23 protein-coding genes are annotated in these 26,638 nt (G+C 75.9%); 12 read left to right on the top strand and 11 right to left on the bottom strand.

Annotated features, from left to right (window positions below):
- Positions 1 to 1,332 (top strand): RNA polymerase sigma factor, encoded by a 1,332-nt coding sequence (locus B9L22_RS02665; RefSeq protein WP_086149106.1) that lies wholly within the window; start codon positions 1 to 3, stop codon positions 1,330 to 1,332.
- Positions 1,333 to 1,372: 40 nt separating this feature from the next.
- Here the strand turns inward: B9L22_RS02665 and B9L22_RS02670 are convergent, their stop codons facing one another.
- On the bottom strand, positions 1,373 to 2,077 hold the full coding sequence (locus B9L22_RS02670; protein ID WP_086149107.1) for a FadR/GntR family transcriptional regulator: 705 nt from the start codon (positions 2,075 to 2,077) through the stop codon (positions 1,373 to 1,375).
- A 174-nt stretch (positions 2,078 to 2,251) separates the two neighbouring features.
- Between B9L22_RS02670 and B9L22_RS02675 the strand changes: the two genes are divergently transcribed.
- The 3 genes from B9L22_RS02675 to B9L22_RS02685 are packed head-to-tail and all read left to right on the top strand — an operon-like array spanning position 2,252 to position 5,336.
- A complete protein-coding gene (locus B9L22_RS02675; RefSeq protein ID WP_086149108.1) occupies positions 2,252 to 3,046 on the top strand; it encodes a (Fe-S)-binding protein in 795 nt (264 codons plus the stop codon).
- Positions 3,043 to 4,653, top strand: a complete 1,611-nt coding sequence (locus B9L22_RS02680) for a LutB/LldF family L-lactate oxidation iron-sulfur protein (RefSeq protein ID WP_198947184.1) — start codon at positions 3,043 to 3,045, stop codon at positions 4,651 to 4,653. The genes B9L22_RS02675 and B9L22_RS02680 overlap by 4 nt, the downstream gene beginning before the upstream one ends.
- A complete protein-coding gene (locus tag B9L22_RS02685) occupies positions 4,650 to 5,336 on the top strand; it encodes an LUD domain-containing protein (protein ID WP_086149109.1) in 687 nt (228 codons plus the stop codon). The genes B9L22_RS02680 and B9L22_RS02685 overlap by 4 nt, the downstream gene beginning before the upstream one ends.
- Positions 5,337 to 5,400: 64 nt before the next feature.
- On the opposite strand, the gene B9L22_RS02690 is transcribed toward B9L22_RS02685, so the two are convergent.
- A complete protein-coding gene (locus B9L22_RS02690) occupies positions 5,401 to 6,066 on the bottom strand; it encodes an NUDIX hydrolase (RefSeq protein ID WP_086149110.1) in 666 nt (221 codons plus the stop codon).
- A gap of 72 nt (positions 6,067 to 6,138) precedes the next feature.
- Here B9L22_RS02690 and B9L22_RS02695 point away from each other — a divergent pair, with 72 nt between their 5' ends.
- Positions 6,139 to 6,855, top strand: coding sequence for an ATP-binding protein (locus tag B9L22_RS02695; RefSeq protein WP_319946766.1), 717 nt, complete (start codon positions 6,139 to 6,141; stop codon positions 6,853 to 6,855).
- Between the two features lie 66 nt (positions 6,856 to 6,921).
- Here the strand turns inward: B9L22_RS02695 and B9L22_RS02700 are convergent, their stop codons facing one another.
- The 7 genes from B9L22_RS02700 to B9L22_RS02730 form a co-directional block, all read right to left on the bottom strand.
- Positions 6,922 to 7,794 carry a methyltransferase gene (locus tag B9L22_RS02700; RefSeq protein ID WP_233139633.1) on the bottom strand — a complete coding sequence of 291 codons (873 nt, stop codon included), beginning with the start codon at positions 7,792 to 7,794 and terminating at the stop codon, positions 6,922 to 6,924.
- A 167-nt stretch (positions 7,795 to 7,961) separates the two neighbouring features.
- Entirely contained in the window at positions 7,962 to 9,038 is a 1,077-nt protein-coding gene (locus tag B9L22_RS02705; protein WP_086149112.1) for an LLM class flavin-dependent oxidoreductase, read from the bottom strand.
- The gene (locus B9L22_RS02710; protein WP_086149113.1) at positions 9,035 to 10,444 is read right to left on the bottom strand and encodes an LLM class flavin-dependent oxidoreductase; all 1,410 of its coding nucleotides are present in this window, start codon (positions 10,442 to 10,444) and stop codon (positions 9,035 to 9,037) included. The genes B9L22_RS02705 and B9L22_RS02710 overlap by 4 nt, the downstream gene beginning before the upstream one ends.
- Positions 10,441 to 11,259 carry an ABC transporter ATP-binding protein gene (locus B9L22_RS02715; protein ID WP_086149114.1) on the bottom strand — a complete coding sequence of 273 codons (819 nt, stop codon included), beginning with the start codon at positions 11,257 to 11,259 and terminating at the stop codon, positions 10,441 to 10,443. Before B9L22_RS02715 ends, B9L22_RS02710 begins: the two co-directional genes overlap by 4 nt.
- On the bottom strand, positions 11,235 to 12,098 hold the full coding sequence (locus tag B9L22_RS02720) for an ABC transporter permease (RefSeq protein WP_086149115.1): 864 nt from the start codon (positions 12,096 to 12,098) through the stop codon (positions 11,235 to 11,237). The genes B9L22_RS02715 and B9L22_RS02720 overlap by 25 nt, the downstream gene beginning before the upstream one ends.
- Positions 12,095 to 13,216 (bottom strand): ABC transporter substrate-binding protein, encoded by a 1,122-nt coding sequence (locus tag B9L22_RS02725; protein ID WP_086149116.1) that lies wholly within the window; start codon positions 13,214 to 13,216, stop codon positions 12,095 to 12,097. Before B9L22_RS02725 ends, B9L22_RS02720 begins: the two co-directional genes overlap by 4 nt.
- A 521-nt stretch (positions 13,217 to 13,737) precedes the next feature.
- Complete coding sequence (locus tag B9L22_RS02730) at positions 13,738 to 16,305, bottom strand: ATP-dependent Clp protease ATP-binding subunit (RefSeq protein ID WP_031315080.1); 2,568 nt, start codon at positions 16,303 to 16,305, stop codon at positions 13,738 to 13,740.
- A gap of 280 nt (positions 16,306 to 16,585) precedes the next feature.
- Between B9L22_RS02730 and B9L22_RS02735 the strand changes: the two genes are divergently transcribed.
- Together B9L22_RS02735 and B9L22_RS02740 are read left to right on the top strand one after the other, a co-directional pair.
- A complete protein-coding gene (locus tag B9L22_RS02735) occupies positions 16,586 to 17,233 on the top strand; it encodes a hypothetical protein (RefSeq protein ID WP_228485221.1) in 648 nt (215 codons plus the stop codon).
- A gap of 170 nt (positions 17,234 to 17,403) precedes the next feature.
- A complete protein-coding gene (locus B9L22_RS02740) occupies positions 17,404 to 18,357 on the top strand; it encodes a universal stress protein (RefSeq protein ID WP_086149117.1) in 954 nt (317 codons plus the stop codon).
- Positions 18,358 to 18,359: 2 nt separating this feature from the next.
- Here the strand turns inward: B9L22_RS02740 and B9L22_RS02745 are convergent, their stop codons facing one another.
- The gene (locus B9L22_RS02745) at positions 18,360 to 20,423 is read right to left on the bottom strand and encodes an AarF/ABC1/UbiB kinase family protein (protein ID WP_086149631.1); all 2,064 of its coding nucleotides are present in this window, start codon (positions 20,421 to 20,423) and stop codon (positions 18,360 to 18,362) included.
- A gap of 164 nt (positions 20,424 to 20,587) precedes the next feature.
- Between B9L22_RS02745 and B9L22_RS02750 the strand changes: the two genes are divergently transcribed.
- Positions 20,588 to 20,920 (top strand): cupin, encoded by a 333-nt coding sequence (locus tag B9L22_RS02750; protein WP_085386519.1) that lies wholly within the window; start codon positions 20,588 to 20,590, stop codon positions 20,918 to 20,920.
- A 46-nt stretch (positions 20,921 to 20,966) separates the two neighbouring features.
- Positions 20,967 to 21,677, top strand: coding sequence for a hypothetical protein (locus B9L22_RS02755; RefSeq protein WP_086149118.1), 711 nt, complete (start codon positions 20,967 to 20,969; stop codon positions 21,675 to 21,677).
- 69 nt (positions 21,678 to 21,746) lie between these two features.
- Here B9L22_RS02755 and B9L22_RS02760 read toward each other — a convergent pair whose 3' ends face one another.
- Positions 21,747 to 22,241, bottom strand: a complete 495-nt coding sequence (locus B9L22_RS02760) for a hypothetical protein (protein ID WP_086149119.1) — start codon at positions 22,239 to 22,241, stop codon at positions 21,747 to 21,749.
- A 107-nt stretch (positions 22,242 to 22,348) separates the two neighbouring features.
- Here B9L22_RS02760 and B9L22_RS02765 point away from each other — a divergent pair, with 107 nt between their 5' ends.
- The 3 genes from B9L22_RS02765 (at position 22,349) to B9L22_RS02775 (ending at position 26,578) form a co-directional block, all read left to right on the top strand.
- On the top strand, positions 22,349 to 23,386 hold the full coding sequence (locus tag B9L22_RS02765; protein WP_086149120.1) for a LacI family DNA-binding transcriptional regulator: 1,038 nt from the start codon (positions 22,349 to 22,351) through the stop codon (positions 23,384 to 23,386).
- 360 nt (positions 23,387 to 23,746) lie between these two features.
- The gene (locus B9L22_RS02770; RefSeq protein ID WP_086149632.1) at positions 23,747 to 25,843 is read left to right on the top strand and encodes a heavy metal translocating P-type ATPase; all 2,097 of its coding nucleotides are present in this window, start codon (positions 23,747 to 23,749) and stop codon (positions 25,841 to 25,843) included.
- A gap of 141 nt (positions 25,844 to 25,984) precedes the next feature.
- Positions 25,985 to 26,578 (top strand): alpha/beta family hydrolase, encoded by a 594-nt coding sequence (locus B9L22_RS02775; protein ID WP_086149633.1) that lies wholly within the window; start codon positions 25,985 to 25,987, stop codon positions 26,576 to 26,578.
- Positions 26,579 to 26,638: the final 60 nt, after the last annotated feature.

A 26,638-nucleotide genomic window follows, 5' to 3' on the forward strand; every position in this document is an offset into this window, starting at 1 on the left:
CTGCCGGCCGCGACGGGCCCCGTCGAGGACGCGTTCCGCACCGAGTGGGGACGCGTCCTCGGCGCCGTCGCGCGCAGCACGGGCGACCTCGACCTGGCCGAGGAGTCCGCGCAGGAGGCGTTCGCCGCGGCGCTGCGGACGTGGGGCCGCGACGGCGTGCCCGAACGTCCCGGCGCGTGGCTGACGACGACCGCGCGCCGCCACGCGATCGACGTCCTGCGCCGCCGTCGGGTCGAGGCGGAGCGGGTCGCGGCCGCGGGCCGCCTGGGCGAGCGCGTCGACCCGGGTCCCCGGGGCGGGAGCCGAGCCGCGGACCCGGTCGTCGAGCAGGTCGCGCGCGGCCTCGACGACGACCCCTGGGAGGCCGACGACCCGGACGGCGACATCGTCCGCCTGCTCTTCACGTGCTGCCACCCGGTGCTGCCCGCCGAGGCGCGGGTCGCGCTCACCCTCCGGTCGCTGACCGGCATGACGACCGCCCAGGTCGCGCGCGCCTTCCTCGTCCCCGAGGCGACGATGGCGCAGCGCCTGGTCCGGGCCAAGCGCCGCATCCGCGCGACCGGCATGACCTTCCGCGTGCCGCCGGCCGCGCTGCGGGCCGAGCGCGTCGAGGGCGTCCTCGCGGTGCTGTACGTGCTGTTCACCGAGGGGTACGACGCCTGGGCGGAGCCCGTCGACGCCGTCGAGGGCTCGACCGAGCGGCGCGCGCTCGCCGACGTCGCCGTCCGGCTCGCGCGGCTCACCGCGCGCCTGCTCGACGACGAGCCCGAGGCCCGCGGGCTGCTCGCCCTGCTGCTGCTCCAGCACGCGCGCCGCGACGAGCGCGTGGGCCCCGACGGCGTCACGCGGACACTTGCCGAGCAGGACCGCGCACGCTGGCGGCACGGCGAGATCGCCGAAGGGCTGGCCGAGCTGGACGCGGCGCTCGCCGTCGGGCGGCCCGGGCCGTACCAGGTGCAGGCCGCCGTCGCGGCGCTCCACGACGAGGCGACCGACGCGGCCGCGACCGACTGGCCGCAGATCCTCGGTCTCTACGACGTGCTGCTCGACCTCACCGGCTCGCCCGTCGTCGCGCTCAACCGCGCGGTCGCGGTCGCGGAGGTGCACGGCGCGGACGCGGGGCTGGCCGCGGTCGACGCCGTCGCGGACGAGCCGGCGCTCGCGGGCTACCACCTGCTGCCCGCCGTCCGCGCCGAGCTGCTCGTGCGGGCCGGGCTCCCCGCGGACGCCGCCGTCGACCTGCGCCGCGCGCTCGAGCTCGTCGACCGCGAGGGCGACCGCCGGCTCCTGGAGCGCCGCCTGTCCGGCCTGCCTCGCGCCAGATCGACCTAGCCGCCGCGAGACCCCTCGCGGGACGCGCGCGACGGTCCGCTCAGAGGCCCGTCTCGGCGTAGAAGCCCTCGATGTGGGCGCGCACCGCGCGGGCCGCGCGCTCGCCGTCGCCGCCCGCGACGGCGCCGAGCACCGCGCGGTGCTCGGCGCGCAGGCGCGTGGCGGTCCGCTCCCAGGACGGGAGCGCAGCGCTGCCCGCCGCGACGTACGACTCGATCGCGCCGCGCAGGCCCGTCATGACGGCCTCGACGAGCGCGTTGCCCGCGAGCCGCACGAGCAGCACGTGGAACGTCGCGTCGAGCTCGCGGAAGTCGGCCGCGAGCAGCGTCGGGTCGTCCATGCGGTCGAGCAGGGCGCCGGCCTCCGCGAGCGTCGCCGCGGCCTCGTCGTCTCTCGCGCCGACCCGCTCCCCCGCGGCCCGGACCGCCCACGTCTCCAGCAGCACGCGCGTCTCGACGACGTCGCGCACCGCGAGCGTCCCGGACGCGACGTGCAGGCGCACGGCCGCCCCCAGCCCGGCGGCGGGCCGGTCGACGACGGTGGCGCCGGCGTCGGGCCCGGAGCCCACGGCCGTGCGCACGATGCCCATGGCCTCGAGCACGCGGAGCGCCTCGCGCACGGAGGGGCGCGAGACGCCGAGCTCCTCGGCGAGCGCGCGCTCGGCCGGGAGGCGCTCGCCGAGCGCCCAGCGGCCCGCGGCGAGGTCCGCCTCGATGCGGGCGAGGACGCGTTCGTGGGTGCGCACCCGCTCAGGGTAGGCGACCCCGGCACGCTGTGGTCAGACCACGCCGACCGCGTGGTCTACAGTGGACGGACTGTGGTCAGACCACAGCCGCGGCGCCTCACCGCGGCGGTCTCGGCAGGCGGCACGGACGCGGCCCGGCGAGACTGGACCGACTCGCCCTCCCCCGGAGCAACGATGCGCATAGCCCTCACCGCGACCTGCATCGGCGACGTGATGTTCCCCCAGGCACCGCGCGCCACCGCCCAACTCCTCGAGCGCCTCGGCCACGAGGTGTTCTTCCCCGAGCGCCAGGCCTGCTGCGGCCAGATGCACGTCAACACGGGGTACCTCGACGAGGCGGTCCCCGTGGTGCGCAACCACGTCGAGGCGTTCTCCCCCGTGCTCGACGGCGAGTGGGACGCGATCGTCGTCCCGTCCGGGTCGTGCACCGGGTCCGTGCGGCACCAGCAGGGCATGGTCTGCCGGCGCGCCGGTCTCGACGACCTCGCGCGCACCGCCGACGCGGTCGCCGCGAAGACGTACGAGCTGTCCGAGCTGCTCGTCGACGTGCTCGGCGTGACCGACGTCGGCGCCTACTTCCCCCACCGGGTCACCTACCACCCGACGTGCCACTCGCTGCGCATGCTCCACGTCGGCGACAAGCCGCTGCGCCTCCTGCGCGCGGTCGAGGGCATCGACCTCGTCGAGCTGCCCGCGGCGGAGGAGTGCTGCGGGTTCGGCGGCACCTTCGCGCTGAAGAACGCCGAGACCTCGACGGCGATGCTCGCCGACAAGATGACGCACGTGAAGGCGACGGGCGCCGAGGTCCTCACCGCGGGCGACGCGTCGTGCCTCATGCACATCGGCGGCGGCCTGTCGCGCATCCGCGCGGGCGTCCGCACGCTGCACCTCGCCGAGATCCTCGCGTCCACCAAGGACACGCCCGCCCCCGCCGGGGTCGGCCCGTCGACGCGCGGGGGTGCCCGGTGAGCCGCACGTTCCTCGGCCTGCCCGTCCGGCGCGGCGCGCGCACCCTGCCCGACGACGTCGCCCACCCGGGCGGGCACGGCACCTCGGCGGGCGCGGGGGCGGCGTCGGACGCGTTCGGCGACGTGCCGCACCCGGACGCCCCGCTGCGCTGGGGCGGGTCGTTCCCCGACGCGGCGCGCGAGGCGCTCCAGAACACGCAGCTGCGGCGCAACCTCGCGCACGCGACGTCGACCATCCGGGCCAAGCGCGCCGCCGTCGTCGGCGAGGTGCCGGACTGGGAGGCGCTGCGCGACGCGGGCTCCGCGATCAAGACCGACGTCATGGCGCGCCTGCCCGAGCTCCTCGAGGAGCTGGAGCGCAACGTCGTGGCGCGGGGCGGCGTCGTGCACTGGGCGCGCGACGCGGACGAGGCCAACCGGATCGTCGCGGAGCTCGTCAAGGCCAAGGGGGTCGACGAGGTCGTCAAGGTGAAGTCCATGGCGACGCAGGAGACCGGGCTCAACGAGGCGCTCGCCGCCGAGGGGATCGCGGCGTACGAGACGGACCTCGCGGAGCTCATCGTGCAGCTCGCCGACGACATGCCGTCGCACATCCTCGTGCCCGCGATCCACCGCAACCGCGCGGAGATCCGCGAGATCTTCCTCGCCCGCATGGGCGACGCCCCGCCGGACCTGTCGGACGTCCCGCGCGAGCTCGCGATGGCCGCGCGCGCCCACCTGCGCCGCAAGTTCCTCTCGGCGAAGGTCGCGATCAGCGGCGCGAACTTCGGCGTCGCGGACACGGGGACGCTGACCGTCGTCGAGTCCGAGGGCAACGGCCGCATGTGCCTCACGCTCCCGGAGACGCTCATCACGGTCATGGGGATCGAGAAGGTCGTGCCCACGTACACCGACCTGGAGGTGTTCCTCCAGCTCCTGCCGCGCTCGTCGACGGGCGAGCGCATGAACCCGTACACGTCCCTGTGGACGGGCGTCACGCCCGGCGACGGCCCGCAGGAGTTCCACCTCGTGCTGCTCGACAACGGGCGGACCGACGTCCTCGCCGACGAGGTCGGGCGGGCCGCGCTGCACTGCATCCGCTGCTCCGCGTGCCTCAACGTGTGCCCGGTGTACGAGCGGGTGGGCGGCCACGCGTACGGGTCGGTGTACCCCGGCCCGATCGGCGCGATCCTCACGCCGCAGCTCACGAAGTCCTCCGGCGGTCTCTCCGGCCACCACGACCCCAACGCGTCGCTCCCCTACGCCTCGACGCTGTGCGGCGCGTGCTACGAGGTGTGCCCCGTGAAGATCGACATCCCGTCGATCCTCGTCGAGCTCCGGGCGCGCGAGGTCGACGCCGACCGCGGCCGCCCCACCGGGTGGGGCGCCGCGATGAAGGCGGCCTCGTTCGTCATGTCCGACGCGCGCCGGTTCGAGCTCGCGGAGAAGGCGGCGGAGGTCGGGCGCCTGGTCGCCGGTCCGAAGGGCCGGATCTCGACCCTCCCGCCGCCCGCGTCCGCGTGGACCCGCTCGCGCGACCTCCCGGCGCCCGCGAAGCAGACCTTCCGCGACTGGTGGCGCGACCGCCCGGCCGACGAGCCCCGCACCGAGGGAGGCGAGGACCGGTGAGCGCGCGCGACGACGTCCTCGCCCGCGTGCGCACCGCGCTCGGCGGGTCGACGGCGACGGGCGGCCCCGCGGCGTCGGGCAGCGTGCCGCGCGCCTACCGCGAGCACGGCGAGCTCGCCCCGGGCTCGCCCGAGGTCGTGGACGTGCTCGTCGACCGGCTCGTCGACTACCGGGCGCACGTGCACCGTGCCGAGACGGCAGCGGACGTGGCCACGGTCGTCGGCGACCTGCTCGCCGACGCGACGTCCGTCGTCGTGCCGGCCGGTCTCGACGAGGCGTGGCTCGCGGGCCTGGGCGCCGGGACCGCCGTCGTGCGGGACGCGCGCGACGACCCGCGCACGCCCGACGAGCTCGACCGCACGGACGCCGTCGTCACCGCGGCGCGCGTCGCGGTCGGCGACACCGGCACGATCGTGCTCGACGGCGAGCCCGACCAGGGCCGCCGGGCGATCACGCTCGTGCCCGACCTGCACGTGTGCGTGGTGCGCACGGACCAGGTGGTGCAGACCGTGCCCGAGGCCGTGCGCCTGCTCGCCGCGCACCCCGGGCGCCCGCAGACGTGGATCAGCGGCCCCAGCGCGACGAGCGACATCGAGCTCTCCCGCGTCGAGGGCGTGCACGGCCCCCGCACCCTCCACGTCGTCCTCGCCCCGCCGAGGGAGAGCCCCGGTCCGCCGAGGTAGAGCCCTGGTTGGCCGAGGTAGAGCCCTGGTCGTGACCAGGGCTCTACCTCGCGCGACCGGGGCTCTACCTCGTGGGGAGTCCTGCCCGACGGCGGTGGCGCACCTCCGCGAGGACCGTCGCCAGGCGGACGGGGAAGTCGGCGGGCGTGCCGGGCGGCAGCGCGTCCACCGGGAACCACGCGACGTCCTCGCTCTCGTCGCTGACGACCGTGCGCGCGTCCGGGTCGGCGAACGCGACGAACCCGACGTCCCAGTGCGTGCGGCAGGTGCCGAACGCCGCGGCGAGGTCGTGCCGGTGCACGTCCACCGGGGCGGACGGCGCGGCGACGGCCCGGGACCCGACCACGGACGGCACGCCCGGCTCGGGGTCCGGGTCGAACGGGACGAGGTCCTCGATGCCGCTCTCCTCGCGCGCCTCGCGGTAGGCGGCACCGGCGAGCGTCGTGTCCTCCGGCTCGGTGTGGCCGCCCACCTGGACCCAGAACCGGCCCTTGCGGTGGAAGCACAGCAGCACGCGGTCGAGACCGGGACTGAGCACGAAGCAGCTCGCCGTGAGGTGCTGCGGACCGCCGTCGCGCCGCACCGCCTCGGCGCGCGGGCCGGCGTCGCCGCGGACGAACGCGCGGTACTCCGACGCGAGCGCCTCCTGACGGGGATCCACGGGCTCCCACCGGTCGAGGCGGTCGAGGGCGTCGCGGGCGAGCAGGGCGGCGGGGTCCGGAGCGGTCACCGGGGAAGGCTACGCGCCCCACCCGACGCCCCGCCTCGGGGCTCGCGCCGGACGCTGCGACAATGGTGTCCCGTGAGCGACCCTCAGCACGACGCCGACGGCGGCCCCACCGACGCCGCCACCCGGACCGATCCGGTGCCGACCGGACCCGCCGGGGACCCGGCGCTGTTCGACCTCCCGCCCGGGTCGCGCGAGGTCCCGACGCGGATCGTGCTGCTCACCGGGGCGTCGGGCTCGGGCAAGACGTCGCTCACCCGTCGGCTCGGGCTCCCGGTCGTCGCGCTCGACGACTTCTACCTCGACCACGACCACCCCGACCTGCCGCAGCGGTTCGGCATCGTGGACTGGGACGACCCCCGCTCGTGGGACGCCGAGGGCGCGGTCGCGGCGCTCGTCGACCTCGCGCGCACGGGCCACGCCGACGTGCCGGTCTACGACATCCCGACGTCGCGCCGCACCGGCACGACCCACGTCGACGTCACGGGCTCGCGCGTCGTCCTGGCGGAGGGGATCTTCGCGGCGGAGATCGTCGCGGCCTGCCGCGCGCAGGACGTGCTGGCCGACGCGATCTGCCTCTACCGACCGCGCCTCGTGACGTTCTGGTTCCGCCTGCTGCGCGACCTCGCCGAGATGCGCAAGCCGCCGCTCACCCTGTTCCGGCGTGGGTGGGCGCTGCTGCGCGCCGAGCCCGCGCTCGTGCGGCACTGGGAGTCGCTCGGCTGCCGCGCGCTCACGCCCGCGCAGGCCGAGAAGGAGATCCGCGCGCTGCTGCGGCCCGCCTCGGCCTAGGTACGCGCGGAAGCCTGCCGAGACGTGTGAAGTGGCCCCTGACCCGCGCGTCGCAGGGGCCACTTCTCACGTCTCGGCGGGGAGCGTCCCGACGACGATCGTCGCGCCGATGTCGTCGTCCCGGACGACGCGCGCGACGAGCCCGGCGCGGTCGAGCACCGCGACGGCGCCCGCCGCCTGGCGCTCGCCGGACTCGGTGAGCAGGTGGCCGCCGGGGGCGAGCCAGGCGGGCGCCTCGGCCGCGACGCGGCGCAGCACGTCCAGCCCGTCGCCGCCGCCGTCGAGCGCGACCTGCGCCTCGTGGTCGCGCGCCTCGCGCGGCAGGAGCGGGATCTCGCCCGACGGCACGTACGGCACGTTGGCGAGGAGAAGGTCGACCCGCCCGCGCAGACCGGCGGGCAGAGGGTCGAAGAGGTCGCCCTCGTACGCGGTCCCGCCGGCGGCCGCGACGTTGCGCGCCGCGCACGCGACCGCGGCCGGGTCCACGTCGCTCGCGTGCAGCGCGACGGTCTCGTCGCCGCCGAGGCCCACCGCCGTCGCGAGCCCCAGCGCCCCGGCGCCGCAGCACAGGTCGACGACGACCGTCCGGCCGTCCGGGCCACCCTCCGGACGACCGCCGGGGACGCTGGCCGGGCCGCCGTCGGACAGGGGCGCCGGGCGCCCGGCCCGCCGCCCGAGCGCGACCGCCTCGTCGACGAGCAACGTGGTGCGCTGGCGCGGCACGAACACCCCGGGGTCGACGGCGACCCGGAGCCCGTGGAAGTCGACGTACCCGAGGACGTGCTCGAGCGGCTCGCCCGCGACCCGGCGCGCGACGAGCACCTCGAGGTGCGCGTCGTCGTCGGCCCGCTCGGCGAGGAGCGCGGCCTCGTCCTCCGCGAAGACGCACCCGGCGGCGCGCAGCCGGGCGGTGAGGTCGTCGAGCCGGCTCTGGTCCACGCTCCGGACGGTACTCCGGGTCGCGGCCGCCCGGGGTCCGTCGACCGACCCGCGATCGACCCGCGCGCCCGGGATCAGCCCGCGCCCTGGATCGACCCGTACGCACCGGTCCGACCCGCAGAGGGTCGACCCCATGACGCACGGGTCGATCCCCGCGACGGTGACCGTCAGTCGCGCAGGAGCGGGAGGAGCCGGGTGCCCTGGCGCTCGATCTCGCGCAGGTACGGGGTGTCGGACAGGACGCAGTGCGTCACGCCGAGGTCCTCGTAGCGCCGCAGCGACTTCGCGACGTCCTCCGCGGAACCGACGAGCCACGTCGTGCCCGCTCCCCCGCCGCCGAACCGGCCCGGGGCGGTCCACAGGTTGTCGTCGAGCACCTCGCCCCGCTCGGCCAGGTCGAGCAGGCGCTGCTGCCCGACGGCGGTGCTCCGCCCCCGGTCCCGGGCCGACCACGCCTCGCGCTCCGGCGAGCGGGCCGCGAGCTGCGCGACCTTCGCCTCGGCGTCGGCCCACGCCTCCTCCGTCGTGTCCCGCACGAACGTCGTGACGCGCAGCCCGAACTCGAGCGGTGCGTGCTCACGGCCGAGCTCGGCGCTCAGCCGCCTCAGCCGGTCGATGCGCTCCGCGATCCCGTCGAGCGGCTCGCCCCAGAAGAGCTGCACGTCGGCCTCGGTCGCCGCGACGCGCTCCGCCGCCTCCGAGGCGCCGCCGAAGTAGATCCGCGGGTGGGCGCGGTCGCCGCGGACCACGGGCCGCGGCCCCAGCGACGAGCGCGTCACCGAGAAGTGCTCGCCCGCGTACGTGACCTCGTCCTGCGTCCACAGGCGCCGCACGATCTGCAGGAACTCGCGCGTGCGGGCGTAGCGGTGCGCCGGGTCGGCCTCGCCGTCGCCGTACGCCTCCTGCCCGTCGGTGCCGGACACGATGTTGACGCGCAGCCGGCCGCCGCTGAGGTGGTCGAGGGTCGCGGCGGCGGACGCGAAGTGGGCCGGCCGCCAGAAGCCGGGCCGGATCGCGACGAGCGGCTCGAACGTCGTGGTGCGGGCGGCGAGCGCCGTCGCGACCGTGAACGTGTCGGGACGCCCCCAGCTCGTCCCGAGGAGCGCGCCCGCGAACCCGTGGCGTTCCAGGGCGTGCGCGTGGCTCGTCAGGGTGTCGAGGCTGTTGTGGTCCTCGGTGGTGTCGTCGCCGCGGTGCCCCGGCCGCACCTGGTTCGGGATGTACCAGAGGTGCTCCGCGCTCATGCGAAGGCCCCCTCGACGACTCGTGCCCCGCCGTCGGACGACGTCCCGGCGGGGGCCGCGTCCGTGTAGCGGTTCGCGGGCCGTTCCAGCCCGTAGTGCTCGCGCAGCGTCCGGCCCTCGTACTCGGTGCGGAACAGGCCGCGCTCGCGCAGCACGGGCAGCACGTGCTCGACGAACTGCTCGAGCCCCGACGGCAGCACCGCAGGCATGATGTTGAACCCGTCGGCGGCCTCGGCGTCGTACCAGTCCTGGATCGCGTCGGCGACCTGCTCGGGCGTGCCGGCGAACGTGCGGTGGCCCCGCCCGCCGCCGAGGCGCCCGATGAGCTGGCGCACCGTGAGCCGCTCGCGCCGCGCGAGCTCGACGATCAGCGTGTACCGGCTCTTGGCCCCCTCGATCTCGTCCTCGGTGGGCAGGCCGTCGGGCAGCTCGCGGTCGAGCGGCAGGTCCTCGGGCGCGAGGCGCAGCGTCTTCGCGAGCTGGGCGCGCGCGTACTCGGGGACGATGAGCTCGTCGAGCTCGCGCTCCCGCGCGAGCGCCTCCGCCTCCGTGGAGCCGATGACGGGGACGATGCCGGGCAGGATCTTCACCGTCCCCGGGTCCCGCCCGACGGCGGCCGCCCGGGCCTTGAGGTCGGAGTAGAACGCCTGGGCGTCGGCGAGCGTCTGGTGCGCGGTGAACACGGCCTCGGCGTAGCGCGCGGCGAGGTCCTTGCCGTCCTCGGACGACCCGGCCTGCACGATGAGCGGGCGCGCCTGCGGCGAGCGCGGGGTCGTGAGCGCGCCGTGCACGGAGAAGTGGGTGCCGACGTGCGCGGGCCCGTGGATCTTGGCCGGGTCCGCCCAGACGCCCGCGGCCTTGTCGGCGAGCACGGCGTCGTCCTCCCACGAGTCCCAGAGCCGGAACGCGACGTCGAGGAACTCGGCCGCGCGCTCGTACCGCACGGCGTGCGCCGGCTGGTCGTCGAGGCCGAAGTTGCGCGCGATCTCCGGCCCGGCCGTCGTGACGACGTTCCACCCGGCCCGGCCGCCGGACACGTGGTCGATCGACGCGAAGCGCCGCGCCAGGTTGTACGGCGAGTTGTACGTCGTGGACGCCGTCGCGATGAGCCCGATGCGCTCGGTCACGGTCGCGATCGCCGTCAGCACGATGAGCGGGTCGAGCGACCCCGCCGGGCGGCGCCCGACGTCGGACCGCAGCCCGGGGCCGTCCGCGAAGAAGATCGAGTCGAGCTTTCCCGCCTCCGCGACCTGCGCGAGCCGCTGGAGGTGCGCGATGTTCGTCGACGTCCACGACGGGTCGCTCTCGGGCAGGCGCCACGACGCCTCGTGGTGGCCCGTGCTCATGAGGAACGCGTTGAGGTGCAGGCGGCCGGGGCGGTGGCCCGAGGAGGCGTGGCGGGTCATGCGGCGGTGTCCTTCCGGTCGGAGGTCGTCGGGGCGTCGCGGACGACGCCGAGCGCGTCGAGCAGCTCCGTGCGGAGCCGGGCGAAGCGGGGGTCCGCGGGGTCGCGGGCCTCGGTGGGGCCGTAGCTCCGGTCGATGCGGCGCTCGGCCGCGATCCGTCCCTCGTCGAGCACGACGACGCGGTCCGCGAGCACGATCGCCTCGTCCACGTCGTGCGTGACGAGCAGGACCGCGGGGCGGTGCCGCGCGCACAGGTCGCGCAGCAGGGCGTGCATCCGGATGCGGGTCAGGGCGTCGAGCGCGCCGAACGGCTCGTCGGCGAGCAGGAGCCGCGGCGAGCGCACGAGCGAGCGGGCGAGCGACACGCGCTGCTGCTCGCCGCCCGAGAGCTCGTTCGGCCACGCGCGCTCGCGCCCGGCGAGGCCGACCTCCGCGAGGCTCGCGCGGCCGGCGTCCCGCGCGGCGGCCCGCCCCCGCGCCCCGGCGTCGAGCCCGAGCACCACGTTGTCCAGCACGCGCGCCCACGGGAGGAGCCGCGAGTCCTGGAAGACGACGGACACCTGGTCCGGCACGACGACCTCGCCCGAGCCCGCGACCCCGTGGTCGAGCGCGGCGAGCGCGCGCAGGAGCGTGCTCTTGCCCGAGCCGGACCGGCCCAGGATCGCGACGAACTCGCCGTCGTCCACGGTGAGGTCGAGGTGGTCGAGGATGCGCTGCTCCCCGTACGACCGGACGAGCGAGCGGACCCGCACGGCCGCGCCCGGCGTCGTCGGGCGGGCCTCCTGCGTGGTCAGTCCTCCAGCGTGCGCCGCCACGAGAGCACCCTCCTCTGCAGGAGGCGGACGGCGAGGTCCGCGGAGTAGCCCAGCACGCCGTAGACGACGAGGCCGACGAGGATGATCTCCGTCTGCCCGTACGTCCGGGCGAGCTCCATCATGTAGCCGATCCCGGCCGTCGCGTTGACCTGCTCGACGACGACGAGCGCGAGCATCGACCCCGTGACCGCGAACCGCAGCCCGAGGAAGAACCCGGGCAGCGCGCCCGGCAGGATGACGCGGCGCACGAACTGCCGGCGCGAGAGCTGCACCGTCTCGGCGAGCTCGACGTAGCGGCTGTCGATCGCCCGCAGACCGTTGTGCGTGTGCAGGTAGATGGGGATGAAGACGCCGAGCGCGATGGTGATGACCTTCATCTCCTCGCCGATGCCGAACCACAGGATGAGCAGCGGCAGGAGCGCGAGGTTGGGGATGGCGCGCTTGACCTGGATCGGGCCGTCGAGCACCGCGTCGCCCACCCGGCTCAGCCCGGCGGCGAGCGCGAGCACGACGCCCGCGACGATGCCGGCCGCGAGCCCGAGCGCGGCGCGCGTCAGAGACACGCCGAGGTGCGCCCCGAGCTTGCCGTTCGCGACGAGCTCCGCGCCCGTCGAGACGACCGTCCACGGCGCCGAGAGCACGCGCGGGTCGACGAGCCCCGTCGCGGACCCCACCGACCAGACGACCGCGAGGAGCGTGACCCCGACGAGCGCCGCGAGCGGGACCGGCCGGCCGAGCCCGAGGCGCGTGCCGCGCGGCCGCACGTCCGCCGGGGTCGACGGCCCGGCGTCGGCCCGCGGGACCGCGACGTCGACCCGGTCGGCGACCGCGGCGCTCACTGGGCGCCCCCGTCCCGCGCGGCGGCGGCCGCCTCGCCCGCGACCGGGCCGAAGCGCACGTCGAAAAGGTCGGCCGCGTCGAGCGGCTGCTCGTCGAGCTCCGCCGCGAGCAGGTCGACCGTCGCCTGCGTGCGCTCGATGCCCTCGGTGAGGTCGGACGGGACGTCCGGGACCGGCGCGTGGTCGACGAGGTACTGCGCGTCCTCCTCGCTCAGCCCCTGGTCCTCGATGTAGTAGCCCTGCTTCCACTCCTCCGGGTGCTCCGCGACCCAGACCTTCGCCGCCGCCCACGCGGCGACGTACTCGCGCAGCGCCGCCGCCCTGGCCGGGTCGCGCACGACCTCGGTCGGGCCGTAGAGGTGCGACGCGTCGTCGCGCAGGTGGTGCTCGACCGACGTCGCGCCGTCGGCCTCGTACGTCGCGAGGTACCGGAAGAGCTGCGTGCCGCCGAGCGGCGCGACGTCGACCTCGCCCGCGGCGAGCGCGGTCGAGTACACGTCGCCCGTGCTCGGGAGCTCGACGAGCTCGACGTCGTCCTGCGTGAGCCCGGCCTCCTCCAGCGCCTTGAGGACGATCGCGCCCTGCGCCTGGCCCGGGCTGAACGCGATGCGGTGACCGCGGAAGTCCTCGAGGGAGTCGAGCTCGACCCCCGGCGCCCCCGCGAACTCGTAGACCGGTGCGTCCTCCCAGTTCTCCCGGTAGACGGACGCGTAGACCTGCACGTCCAGGCCCGTCCAGGTCGCGTGGATCGGCGGGATCTCCGCGACGGCGCCGACGTCGAGCGACCCGGCCCGGAACGCCTCCGTCGTCGCCGGGCCGCCCGAGATGTTGGCCCACTCGATCTCGAACGAGAAGTCGCTGTCCAGGTCGTCGCCCGCGAGCTCGAACGCCTTCTGCGTCGTCGGGTCGCCGACGCGCAGGACGGTGCCCTCCGGCACCTCGGTGGGCAGCTCGGCGTCCGGGGCGAGCGTGCCGCCGTCGGCCGGGTCACCGCCCCCGGACGCCTCGGCGGTGCTGCACGCACCGGCGGCGAGGAGCGCGACGAGACCGAGCGCGACGGCCGTCGCCCTCCGGCGGCCGGGCGGTGCGGACGAACGACGGAGCGGGGAAGCACGCATGACGGGTCCTCTCAGGGAGAGCGCACGGGGAGGCACGAGGGCGCGCGGGTGCCGTGCGCGGGAGGGTGGTGGGACGGCCCGACGGCGGCCCGGGGCGGCCGTCGGTCAGTGCGTCGGGGTGCTCAGCGGCACGCGGTCGGACGACACGCGGCCCGACGGCGCAGTCGCGCACGCAGGGCGCGACGACACGCGAGCCCGGGCACGTGCCCGGCGTCGGTGGCGGGGAGGGCGACGAGGCCCCCCGGTGTCGTCGGCATGCGGGCGACTGTGCCAGCGTGCGCACGCCCCGCAAAGGGCGGTCGACCCCTGTCCCACGACGAGGACGGACGTAACGCCGTGCAACGGCCCCTCGCCCGCCGACCAGGTTCTCTGTGTCGGCCGAGCACGCGATGGTGGTGCGTCGGTCGTCCCGGACGCGCCACGACCACCTGCTCGGCGGGCGAGGGGGCGCCGGGACGACGACGGGCCCCGACCCTCCCGGAGGAGGATCGGGGCCCGTGTGTCAGGCGTTCAGGAGTGCGTCACTCGGCGCCGGCCTGCAGCTCGCCCGTCGGGGGCAGGTCGCGGACCGAGACGCCGGTCGGGGCGTCGAGCGCGGCGGCCGCGCCCACGCTCACCGGGCCGCGGTCGTGCTCGCCCTTCGAGACACCCCGGAAGGTGAACTCGCCGAGCAGGCCCTCGCCCTCGGCGTCGACCAGGACGATCTCGCCGGCCTTGAGCTCGCCGAACAGGATCTTCTCCGAGAGCACGTCCTCGATGTCGCGCTGGATCGCGCGGCGCAGCGGACGAGCACCCAGGACCGGGTCGTAGCCCTTCTCGGCGAGAAGCTGCTTCGCGGGCTGCGTGAGCTCGATGCCCATGTCCTTGTCCCGCAGGCGGGCGTCGAGACGGGCGATCATCAGGTCGACGATCTGGATGATCTCGGCCTGCGAGAGCTGCGGGAAGACCACCACGTCGTCGACGCGGTTGAGGAACTCCGGCCGGAAGTGCTGCTTGAGCTCGTCGTTGACCTTCGCCTTCATGCGCTCGTAGGACGTGACCAGGTCGCCGCCGGCGTTGAAGCCGGTCTGGACGCCCTTGGCGATGTCCCGCGTGCCGAGGTTGGTCGTCATGATGATGACGGTGTTCTTGAAGTCCACGACGCGGCCCTGCGAGTCGGTCAGGCGACCGTCCTCGAGGATCTGCAGGAGCGAGTTGAAGATGTCCGCGTGGGCCTTCTCCACCTCGTCGAACAGGACGACCGAGAACGGCTTGCGCCGCACCTTCTCGGTGAGCTGGCCGCCCTCGTCGTACCCGACGTAGCCGGGGGGCGAGCCGAACAGCCGCGAGACGGTGTGCTTCTCGGAGAACTCCGACATGTCGAGCTGGATGAGCGCGTCCTCGTCCCCGAAGAGGAACTCGGCGAGCGCCTTGGCCAGCTCCGTCTTCCCGACGCCCGTGGGGCCGGCGAAGATGAACGACCCACCGGGGCGCTTCGGGTCCTTGAGGCCCGCACGCGTCCGGCGGATGGCCTGCGACAGCGCCTTGATGGCGGCCTCCTGGCCGACGACGCGCTTGTGCAGCTCGTCCTCCATGTTGAGCAGGCGGCTGGACTCCTCCTCGGTGAGCTTGAAGACCGGGATGCCCGTGGCCATGGCCAGGACCTCGGCGATCAGCTCCTCGTCCACCTCCGCGACGGTGTCCAGGTCACCGGACTTCCACGCCTTCTCCTTGTCGGCGCGCTTCGCGGTGAGCTGCTTCTCCTTGTCGCGCAGGCCGGCGGCCTTCTCGAAGTCCTGCGCGTCGATCGCGGACTCCTTCTCGCGGCGCGCCTCGGCGATCTCCTCGTCGAGCTCCTTGAGCTCCGGCGGGGCCGTCATGCGGCGGATGCGCAGGCGCGCGCCCGCCTCGTCGATGAGGTCGATCGCCTTGTCCGGGAGGAACCGGTCGTTGATGTACCGGTCCGCGAGCGTGGCCGCGGAGACGAGCGCGGAGTCCGTGATGGACACGCGGTGGTGCGCCTCGTAGCGGTCGCGCAGGCCCTTGAGGATCTCGATGGCGTGCGGGAGCGACGGCTCGGCGACCTGGATGGGCTGGAAGCGACGCTCCAGGGCCGGGTCCTTCTCGACGTGCTTGCGGTACTCGTCGAGCGTCGTCGCGCCGATGGTCTGCAGCTCGCCGCGCGCGAGCATCGGCTTGAGGATGCTCGCGGCGTCGATCGCGCCCTCGGCGGCACCCGCCCCGACGAGGGTGTGGATCTCGTCGATGAACAGGATGATGTCGCCGCGCGTGCGGATCTCCTTGAGCACCTTCTTCAGGCGCTCCTCGAAGTCGCCGCGGTAGCGCGAGCCGGCCACGAGCGCGCCGAGGTCGAGCGTGTAGAGCTGCTTGTCCTTGAGCGTCTCGGGGACGTCCCCGCGGACGATGTCCTGGGCGAGGCCCTCGACGACGGCCGTCTTGCCGACGCCGGGCTCGCCGATGAGGACGGGGTTGTTCTTGGTGCGGCGGCTCAGCACCTGCATGACGCGCTCGATCTCGAGGCTGCGCCCGATGACCGGGTCGAGCTTGCCCTCGCGCGCGGCCTGGGTGAGGTTGCGCCCGAACTGGTCGAGCACGGCCGAGCCGGACGGCTGGCCCTCGGTGGGACCGCCGGCGGCGACCGGCTCCTTGCCCTGGTAGCCGGACAGGAGCTGGATGACCTGCTGGCGCACCTTGTTGAGGTCGGCGCCCATCTTCGTCAGGACCTGGGCGGCGACGCCCTCGCCCTCGCGGATGAGGCCGAGCAGGATGTGCTCGGTGCCGATGTAGTTGTGGCCGAGCTGGAGCGCCTCGCGCAGCGACAGCTCGAGCACCTTCTTGGCGCGCGGCGTGAACGGGATGTGCCCGCTCGGGGCCTGCTGGCCCTCGCCGATGATCTCGGTCACCTGGGTGCGGACGCCGTCGAGGGAGATCCCGAGGGACTCCAGCGCCTTGGCCGCGACACCCTCGCCCTCGTGGATGAGGCCGAGGAGGATGTGCTCGGTGCCGATGTAGTTGTGGTTGAGCATCCGCGCCTCTTCCTGGGCGAGGACGACGACCCGACGGGCTCGGTCTGTGAATCTCTCGAACATGTGCTGCTCCTCGTGAGCGGCGTACACCTGCCCGCCGGACGACGGGTACAAGCCTGACCGCATTGACTCTATGCGGTTCGAACGAGCCGCACCCCCTCCGTATGCCGTTGTTCGCCAGGGGCGTGAAAGAGGGGTCGCGCCGTGACCTGCCGGGTGGTCCCGGGCGCACGACGGCGGAGATCACCCGGCCCGACACGCGCCGGGGGCGTTGACCGCGGCCCGCGCCACGGGCAGGCTCGGGAGTGCGCCCCGCACGACGTCCAGAAGGGTGGCGAGAGCGATGCACCAACCGGACCAGCCGCCGGAGGACACCCCCGCACCGGACGCGGACGAGCGAGAGGCACGCCCCACGGGCTCGGCCGCGTCGTGGGAGCAGGTGGTCGCGCGGTTCCACGGCGCCGTCGCGGAGGTCGACGACCCGCTCACCTGGGGTCTCGACCTCGACGAGGAGACGCTCACGGGTGCCGGCCACGGCGCGCACGACCCGGCCGAGGAGCGCTTCCTGCGCTCCTACGTGTCGTTCACGGGCGAGACGCTCGACGTCGAGACGCTGCGGGTGCGCGCCGCGCACGACGAGCAGGCCGAGGACATCGCCCGCACCGCGCTCAGCGGGGCGCTCGCCGCGCCCCTGCACTCGGACACCCCCGGCGACGACGACTTCCTCGACTCCTACCAGGAGTACCGCGCCGCGATGCGCGCGATCGTCGAGGAGGTGGACGTCGCGCCCGTCGTGCGCACCACGTTCCGGGTCGACGGCGAGACCCGCCCCTGCCTGTACGTCACCGTGCGGGAGCACGCCGCGGCGTACGTCCCGGTCGAGGACCGGGCGCTGGTCGTCTCGGGCCCGGCGGACCTGCTCGCGCGGGTCGACGTCGTCACCCGCCCCCTGCGCAACATCCTCCAGGACGAGCCCGACCCGCGGTTCTGACCGGCTCCGCGCGCCGCGCCGCGGGACTCTCGTCCACCTCCTCGGGACGCCCGTCCCGGGCGCGGCGCGGCCCCGCGGCCTAGGGTCGAGTCAGCACCGGCGCCGCCGACGGCGTCGGGGACAGCACGCCGACGGCGCACGCGGTCGGCCGACCGGGCGGAGGTGGCGAGATGCGCGGCGTGATCGTCGGTGTCGACGGGTCGGAGGAGTCGGGCGGCGCGCTCGACTGGGCGCTGCGCGAGGCGGCGGACCGGGCGGTGCCACTGACGGCCGTGCTCGCGTTCGAGTCGCGGCAGGGGCCGGGCGACGGCCCCGACGCGGCGGCCGAGGAGAAGCGGGCGCTCGTCCAGGAGTGGCTCGACGCCGCGCGCGCCCGCACGGGGATCGGCCCGGACGCGGTCGCCGCGACGGCCGTCGCCGAGCGCGGCAGCCCTGCGGCCGTCCTGCTCGCCCTCGCCCAGCCGCGCGTCGCGCAGGCCGCCCAGGACGACGTGCGGCCCGACGCCGCCGACGGTGACGACGCCGACCTGCTCGTCCTCGGCCGCTGCGGCCGGGGCCGCCTCGGGCGGATGGTCCTCGGGTCGGTGCCGACCGCCGTCGTGCAGCACGCGACCGTCCCCGTGACCGTGGTGCGCGGGACGCCCGACGTGCGCCACGACCACGTGCGGCCCGTCGTCGTCGGGGTCGACGGGTCGTCGACGTCGGTCCAGGCGCTGCGGCACGGCGCCGACGTCGCGCGGCGCACGGGCGCGACGCTCGAGGCCCTGTTCTGCTGGCAGATCGTCTCGCTCGCGCCCCTGCCCGACTCGTGGGGATGGACGCCGCCCATCGACGACTACGAGAAGTTCGCCGCCCAGAAGCTCGACGCCGCGCTCGAGGCGGCGGGGGTCGACCTGCCCGACGACCGCCTCGTGCGCAGCGTGCAGCACGTGCACGCCGCCAAGGGGGTCATCGAGGCGTCGTCGCGCGCGGAGCGCCTCGTGCTCGGCAACCGCGGCGTCGGCGGGTTCGACCGGCTGCTCCTGGGCTCGGTGAGCCGGCACGCGGTCGAGTACGCGCACTGCCCGGTCACGGTCGTGCGGCCCGCGGACGCGACGCACCCGTCGGGCACCCACGACGGCTGAGGTCACCCGCGCCGAGCGGCCGTCCCCCGGAACGCGAACACGAGGACGCGCACGGCGAGCACGGTGCCCACGAACCCGAGCGCCGCACCGAGCACGGCGAAGAGGCGCAGGCCCTCGACGAGCTCGGGGCCGGAGTCCGCGGAGACCAGCACGACCGCCGCGACCACCGCCGCGGCGGCGATGACCGTGGAGACGACCTGCTGCACGAGGCCGGTGAGGAACGCGCGGTCCTCGGGGTGCGCGAACGAGCGGACGGTGACGGTGAGCCGCCCGGCCTCGACGTCGCTCGTGATCTTCGCGAGCCGGCGCGGGAGCCGTTCGAGCTCGGGCGCGAGGCCGAGGAACAGGCTCGTCGCGCGCTCGCGCAGGCCCTCCGGCGTCACGACGCGCCGCACGAGCGGCTGCGCGGTCGCGCGGGCCGCGGCGACGAGGTCGAACCCGGGGTCGAGCAGGCGCAGCGTGCCCTCCAGCGATGTGAACGTGCGGAACGCGGCGGCGACCTGCGACGGGACGGCGAGGCCTGCGTCGGTCACGAGCCGGAAGAGCGCGGTGAACATCGCGCCGCTCGCGCCGGCGCCGCGGAACCGCACGATCACCTGCCCGACGGCGCGCTCCAGGCGGCGCACGTCGAGGTCGGCCGGGGCGTCGAGCAGCTCCAGGAGGGCGTCGGTCGCGGCCACGGCGTCGTCGGCGTCGACCGCGAGCAGCACCGCAGCGAGCGCGAGCCGGTCGGGTTCGCCGAGCCGGCCGACGGAGCCCATGTCGAGCAGGCCGAGGCGGCCGTCGGCGGTGACGAGCACGTTGCCGGGGTGGAGGTCGGCGTGGAAGGTGCCCGCGACCAGCACCTGCTCGAGCGTCGCGGTGAGGAGCCGCGAGGCGAGGTCGGCGCGCACGGCGTCGTCGAGGCCGGCGAGCACGTCCGCGGCGCGGCCGAGGGGAACGCCGTCGAGCCGTTCCATGACGAGCAGCGTCGTCCCGGAGAGCTCGGGGTAGACGTCGGGGACCCGGACGCGCGGGCCCGTGCCCGGGTCGGCGTCGTCGTCGGGGCGCCGGTCCCCCGCCGCTCCCCGCGCGAGCGCGGCGCGCAGCGCGAGCGTGTTCTCCAGCTCGACCGTGTAGTCGAGCTCCTCGCGCAGCGACGCGGCGAAGCCGTCGGCGAGGTCGACGACGCCGAGCGAGCGGCCCCACGCGGTGTCGCGCTCGATGCGACGCGCGAGCCGCCCGAGGATCGCGAGATCCGTCTCGACCTGGGCACGGGCGCCCGGGCGCTGCACCTTGACGACGACGTCGCGCCCGTCGAGCAGGCGGGCCGCGTGGACCTGGCCCACGGACGCCGAGGCGAGGGGCTCCGGCGAGAAGTCGGCGAACGCCTCGTCGACCGGGCGCCCGAGCGCGCCCGTGACGGCCGCCTCCACCTGCGACCACGGCGCGGGCGGGACCTCGCTCTGGAGGGTGGCGAGCGCGTCCGCGAACGCGGCGGGGAGCAGGTCCCGGCGCGTGGACAGCACCTGGCCGAACTTCACGAAGGTCACGCCGGCGTCGCTGAGGGCGTCGCGCAGCGCGGCGGCCTGGCGCCGCTGGTCGGTGCGCGACAGGCGCGAACCGTCCGGCTGCCGCGCCCCGCGCGTGAGCGCCCCGCCGAGGCCGTGCCGGACGCCGATCCCCAGGATCTGCGCGTAGCGCCGCGTCTCGCGGCGGCCCTGGCGCAGCCCCCGGAGCGCGCGCCACGGCCCCGGGACGGAGCCCGTCGGCACGAGGAGCTCGAGCACGAGGAGCACGCACAGCCCGAGCACGAACGCCCACGCGAACGCGAGCACGACGGCGACGAGCGCGACACCCGGCGCGACGGTGAGCGTCCCGTCCGGGCGCGACCAGCCGGCGTCGAGCAGGCCGCCCGTGAGCACCCAGGACGCGACCGACAGCATCGCGAGGGCCACGACCGCCGAGCGGATCCAGCCGACCGGCGCGCCCATGACGCGCCGCGCCGTCGCGGCGAGGAGCAGCAGCATGCCGACGGTGAAGACGAGGCCGAACAGACCGACGAGGAGACCGGAGACCACCTGCATGGCGGCCACTCTTCCGGACCGCACGGCAGACCACCAGCACGCGCCACCGGCGCGCCCCGCCCGCCCGAGCCGGTCGCGGCGACCAGCGCCGCACGGCCGCGGCACGGGCGGCACCGACGTCCGCGGCGCGGCATGATGGAGCTCCCCGACAGGCCGGAGCCCCGATGACGAACGTCGACCTCCTCACGGAAGCCCACCTCACGACCGCCCGCACCGCGCCGAACGGTCGCAGCGCCGAGGTCGTGCTGCACGACGGCCCGCTGCGCCAGACGATCCTCGCGCTGCGCGCGGGCGTCGAGCTCGGCGAGCACAACTCCCCGCCCGCGGCGTCGATCCAGGTCCTGCGCGGCCGGGTCCGGGTCACGGCGCTCGGCGAGGGCGACGTCGAGCTGGGCGAGGGCGAGCTGCGCGTGCTCACGCACGAGCGGCACGCGGTGAGCGCGATCGAGGACGCGGCGTTCCTCCTGACGACCGTGACGAGCGTCCCCGGCAGCTGAGCGCCTGCTCCTGCGAACCGCCCGCACGGCTGCCAGGGTGGTGCGGATGAGAGCCTCGACAACGACGACCGTCCTCGCCGCGAGCGCCCTGGTCCTCGCGGCCTGCACCGCGGCCCCCGGCGACGCGCCGAGCACCCCGGAACCGTCGGCCCCGGACCCCTCGACCGCGCCCTCGACCCCGGCACCCGGCGATCCGGCCGCGGCGCTCCCGACGGACGCGCCCGCCGACGTCCTCCTCCCCGCGGGCGCGTGGGGCGGCGAGGGAGCACGCGACGAGGCGGAGGGGGTCGCGGACTGGCACCTTCCGGAGGCGTGCGCCGACGGCGGCCCCGCGGACGCCACGGCGATGCGCACCGCGACCGAGGGCGACGGCGCGGCCGAGGGCACCGTGGGGGTCCACCAGGTCGCGGTGTTCGCCGACGCCGACGCCGCCACCGCGGAGGCCGCGCGGCTCGCGGACCTGCTCGCCGCGTGCGCGGCGCAGGGTGGCGCGGAGGGCACGACGTACACGGCCGAGCCGCTCGACGTCGGCGCCCAGGGCAGCGGTCTGGCCACCGACTACTACGGGTCGGGCGGGAGCGGGGACCTGGACACGGCGCTCGGCACCTACCTGGCGACCACGCGCCGCGGTGCCGCGGTCACGCTCGTCGCGCTCGACGGCGGGGAGAGCACCGTGGGCGCGGCCCGCGAGACGGTCGCGGAGCAGGCCCGCGCCGCGTGGGAGCTGCTGTGCCGCTACGAGCAGGCGGGCTGCTGACGGACGGCGCCCTCCCACCCGGGAGACTGACTCCCGGGACGTCGTGCCCCGGGTCGCCGTGGCGGGCGCTCAGCCCCGGACGGCCCAGGCGGCGAGGGCCAGCGCCGTGACGTCCTCCGCGACGGCGCCGGGCCAGTCGGGCCGCTCGCCGACGGCGAGGCGTCGCCACGCCGCACCGCCCCACGTCCCGACGGCCCCGCCCGCGGCTCCCGCGGCGGCGGCGAGGACCAGCCCGACCGGACCGGTCCGGTGCCGGGCGACGAGCACCCCGCCCACGGCGCCGCTCGCGACGCGGACGACGGGGCCGGGCGGCGCGAGCCGGCTCGGCGTCTGCGGCAGCTTGTCGCCGACCAGCTCGCCGACGACGCCCAGGAGCGCCGCGCCGCGCGCGAGCGGCCCGGGTCCGTGACCCGACCGGCCCGACCCGCCGGGCCGCACGAGGCCGGCCAGCACCGGCGCCGCGACCCCGAGGCTGCTGCGCGAGCCCGCGGCGACGCCGAGCGCGAGCGCCCGGGCGAGCACCGCCGTCGTGCCGCGCGGCGCGGCTGCGTGCTGGGACGTCATGAGGTCCTCCTGCGGCGTGGTGGGGCCCGGTCGACCGGGCTCTTCCGAACGTAACCGCTCGCGGGGCGGCCCACCCGGCGACGAGGCGCCCCCGCTAGCCTGTTCCCGTGCCCGGACCCACCCTGAGCGAGGTCGCTCGCGACGCCGGCGTCTCCCTCGCGACCGCGTCCCGCGCGATCAACGGGAGCGCGAACCGCACGGTGCGCCCGGACCTGCGGGAGCGGGTCCTCGCGTCCGCGCGTCGGCTCGGGTACTCCCCCGACCCGAGCGCGCAGGCCATGGCCCGCGGCCGCACGACGAGCGTCGGTCTCGTCGTGCACGACATCGCGGACCCATACTTCTCCTCGCTCGCGGCGGGCGTCGCGGAGGCCGCCGACCACGACGGGCTCATCGTCACGCTGACGAGCACCCGGCACTCCCCCGAGCGCGAGCGCGCGTTCGTCGAGCTCATGGACCGCCAGCGGGCGCGGGCGGTCGTGCTGGGCGGCGGCCGGCTCGCCGACGACGCCGACGGCGCGCTGCGGCACGCGCTGGAGCGGTACCGCGCGTCGGGGGGCGGCGTCTCGCTCGTCGGGCAGCCGCTCGGCGACCTGCCCGCGGTGGAGATCGCGAACGCCGACGGCGCGGCCGCCCTCGCGCGCGCCCTGCACGGGCTGGGCTACCGCGCGTTCGGCGTGCTGGCCGGGCCGGCGAGCCACCGCACCGCCGTGGACCGCGCGCAGGGGTTCACCACCGCGCTCGCCGCGCTGGGGTCCCCGGTCCCGCCGGACGCGGTCGCCGAGTGCGCGTTCACGCGCGACGGCGGCCACGGCGGGATGCGCGACCTGCTCGCCCGGGTGGGTGCCGCCGGGCCCGACGGCGCACCGCGCGCCGTCTTCGCGGTGAACGACGTCATGGCCGTCGGCGCGATGGCGGCCGCGCGCGAGGCGGGGCTGCGCGTCCCGGAGGACGTCGCGGTGGCCGGCTTCGACGACATCGTGACGCTGCGCGACGTCACGCCGGGCCTGACGACGGTCCGCATCCCGCTGACCGAGGTCGGCGAGCAGGCGCTGCGCCTCGCGCTCGCCCCGGACGACGACGACGCACCCCGGCGCGTGGCGGTCGCGTGCTCGGTCGTGCTGCGGGAGTCCACCCCCGCGCTCTGACGCAGGACCCTCCCCGTCGCGTCGCTCCCGAACGGTTGACGGATCAGCACCACCGGGGCATGATCGGGAGGAGGAGATACCCCCTAGGGGTATCAGCGGCCGAGAGGAGACACGGTGGACCACCGCACGGAGCACGGCCCCGGGCGTCGGACCGGCGCGGACGGCGAGCGCGGGCACCACGAGGCGCACGCGCACCCCGAGGCGCACGGGCACCCCGGCGCGGCGGCGACCGCCGCCGTCGACCACGCCGCGCACGCCCCGGCCGCGCACGGCGGCCACGACACGGCGGGGCACGAGGACCACCACGCGGCCGGTCACGGCACCGCGGGCCACGGCACGGCCGGGCACGAGGGCCACGACATGGCCGGTCACGGCACGGCGGGCCACGCCCGGCACGACATGGCGGGTCACGGGGGTCACGGTGGGCACGGCGACCACGTCGGGCAGTTCCGCCGCCTGTTCTGGATCATGCTCGTCCTCGCGGTCCCCACGGTCGCGCTGAACGCCATGTTCGCGATGCTCCTGGGCTACGACCTGCCCGACGCCGCGTGGGTGCCCTGGGTGTCCCCCGTCCTCGGCACGGTGATCTACGCCTGGGGCGGGCGCCCGTTCCTCACCGGTGCGGTGAGCGAGCTGCGGAGCCGCAAGCCCGGGATGATGACGCTCATCTCGCTCGCCATCACGGTCGCGTTCGTGTCGTCGCTGGGAGCGAGCCTGGGCCTGCTCGCGCACGAGCTCGACGTCTGGTGGGAGCTCGCGCTCCTCGTCGTCATCATGCTGCTCGGCCACTGGCTCGAGATGCGCTCGCTCGCGCAGACCGCGTCCGCGCTCGACTCGCTCGCCGCACTGCTCCCGGACGAGGCGGAGCGGGTCGCCGAGGACGGGACCGTGACGACCGTCGCGCCGACGGACCTGCGCGTGGGCGACCTGGTCGTCGTCCGGCCGGGAGGGCGCGTGCCCGCGGACGGCGAGGTGGCGTCCGGCTCGGCGGACGTCGACGAGTCGATGATCACCGGCGAGTCGCGCCCCGTGCGCCGCGCCGTCGGGGACGCCGTCGTCGCGGGGACCGTCGCGACGGACGACGCGCTGCGCGTGCGGATCACGGCCGTCGGCGAGGACACCGCGCTCGCGGGCATCCAGCGGCTCGTCGCGGACGCGCAGGCGTCGTCGACGAAGACGCAGCGCCTCGCGGACCGCGCCGCCGGGTGGCTGTTCTGGTACGCGCTCGGTGCCGCTGCCCTGACGATCGGCCTGTGGCTCGTCTTCGGCACGCCCGAGCAGGCGCTGATCCGGGCGATCACCGTCCTCGTCATCGCGTGCCCCCACGCGCTGGGCCTCGCGATCCCGCTCGTCGTCTCGCTGTCGACGGAGCGCGCCGCGAAGGCGGGCGTCCTCGTCAAGGACCGCCTGGCGCTCGAGCGCATGCGCACCGTGGACACCGTCCTGTTCGACAAAACCGGGACGCTCACCGCGGGCGAGCCGGTCGTCGTGCACCTCGCGACCGCGGGCGGCACGTCCGAGGCCGCGCTGCTCGCGCTCGCGGCGGCGGCCGAGGCGGACAGCCAGCACCCGCTCGCCCGCGCGATCGTGCGGGCGGCCGAGGAGCGGGGCGACGACGTCCCCCGCGCCACCGGCTTCCGGTCGCTCACGGCCGTCGGCGTCGAGGCGACCGTCCCGACCCCCGACGGCGCGCGCCGCGTCGCGGTCGGCGGGCCGGCACTCCTGCGCGAGCGCGGGCTCGACCCCCTGCCCGACGCCGCGGCGTGGGCCGAGGACGGGTCGACCGTCCTGCACGTGGTCGTCTCGGACGACGCCGGCACCCGCACCGGCACCGCACCGGACGGGCGGTCCGGCGAGGTCGTGGGCGCGTTCGCCCTGGCGGACGCGATCCGCCCCGAGTCGCGCGAGGCCGTCGACGCGCTGCACCGGCGCGGCATCCGGGTCGTCATGATCACCGGCGACGCCGAGCCCGTCGCCCGCGCGGTCGGGCGCGAGCTCGGCATCGACCAGGTCTTCGCGGGCGTGCGCCCCGAGGACAAGGACGCGAAGGTCGCCGAGCTGCAGCACGGCGGGCGCGTCGTCGCGATGGTCGGCGACGGCGTCAACGACGCCCCGGCGCTCGCCCAGGCGGACGTCGGCATCGCGATCGGCGCGGGCACCGACGTCGCGATCGCGTCCGCCGGGGTGATCCTCGCGAGCTCCGACCCGCGGGCGGTGCTGTCGATCATCGAGCTGTCGCACGCGTCGTACCGCAAGATGCAGCAGAACCTGTGGTGGGCCGCGGGCTACAACATCGCGGCCGTGCCCCTCGCCGCGGGCGTGCTCGCGCCCGTCGGGTTCGTCATGCCGATGGCGGTGGGCGCGATCCTCATGTCCGCGTCGACGGTCATCGTCGCGCTCAACGCGCAGCTGCTGCGCCGCACGGACCTCGACCCGGCCCGGCTCGCGTCGCGGTGACCCGGGCCGCGAGGCCCCCTCGACCACGAGGTTGCTGTCGTTCTGCCGGGCAGGACGACAGCAACCTCGTGGTCGGCCGCGCGGAAGGTCGTGCTCGACCGTGAGGGACCCCGTGCGCGCTGCGAGACTGGGCCGGTGACCATGCCGCACCCCGACGACCGGCCCGTCGCCGGCGTCCTCCTCACGCCCGGCGCCGGCGCGAGCCGCGACCACCGCGCGCTCGTCGCGATCGACGAGGCGCTGGCCGCCCTCGACCCGCCCGTCCCCGTGCGCCGCGTCGACTTCCCCTACCGGATCGCCGGCAAGCGGATGCCCGACCGGCCGCCCGTCGCGATCGCGCACGTCCGCGCCGAGGCGGAGGCGTTCGCCGCCGAGCTCGGCACCACGACGGACCACCTCGTGCTCGGCGGCCGCTCGTACGGCGGACGCATGTGCTCGATGGCCGTCGCCGAGGGGCTCCCCGCCGCCGGGCTGGCCCTCGTCAGCTACCCGCTGCACCCGCCGGGCAAGCCCGAGCGGCTGCGGACCGAGCACTTCCCGGACCTCCACGTGCCGGTCCTCCTCGTCTCCGGGCGCACCGACCCGTTCGCGACGCCGGGCGAGCTCGCCGAGCACGCCGCCGCGATCCCCGGGCCCGTCACGCGCGTGGAGCTGCCCGGTGCCCACGACCTCAAGGGACAGGACGCGGCCGTGTGCGAGGCCGTCGTCCGGTGGCTCGCGACGCTCGGGGCCTGACGCACCCAGGGCACCGCCCCGGCGTTCCGACCGGCCCGCACGACTGCGTACGATGTGCCG

Source organism: Cellulosimicrobium sp. KWT-B (assembly GCF_002127155.1).
Taxonomy (GTDB): domain Bacteria; phylum Actinomycetota; class Actinomycetes; order Actinomycetales; family Cellulomonadaceae; genus Cellulosimicrobium; species Cellulosimicrobium funkei.